We start from the raw sequence: 402 nt of genomic DNA, 5'->3' as shown, positions 1-402 counted from the left end.
ACAACTGGCTGGTGAGCAGGTAGCGCTCTCTGATGAAGTCAACCAGTCGGAACAAACAACCAACTTCCATAACCGGGCCATTGCCTGGCTGCTGTACTCAGCCGGATATCTCTATTGTGATGCAATGGAAGCCTGTGACGTGTACACCCGTCAGTGCTCCACGCTCATCAATACTATTGAACTGGCAACGCTTGGCGCGACGCTGGCGGCGGGTGGTGTGAATCCGCTGACGCATAAACGCGTTCTTCAGGCCGACAATGTGCCGTACATTCTGGCCGAAATGATGATGGAAGGGCTGCATGGTCGCTCCGGTGACTGGGCGTATCGCGTTGGTTTACCGGGCAAAAGCGGTGTAGGTGGCGGTATTCTGGCGGTCGTTCCTGGCGTGATGGGAATTGCCGC

1 protein-coding gene is annotated in these 402 nt (G+C 56.2%); it reads left to right on the top strand.

The features are described 5' to 3' along the window. Positions 1-402: glutaminase (locus tag CEW93_RS10690; protein WP_186727977.1), on the top strand; the 402-nt coding region annotated here is incomplete at both ends.

This window comes from Moraxella sp. VT-16-12 (genome assembly GCF_002224245.2).
GTDB lineage: Bacteria > Pseudomonadota > Gammaproteobacteria > Pseudomonadales > Moraxellaceae > Moraxella.
The sequence above is the reverse complement of the archived record's forward strand: the minus strand, read 5'-3'. Positions and strand labels throughout refer to the sequence as shown.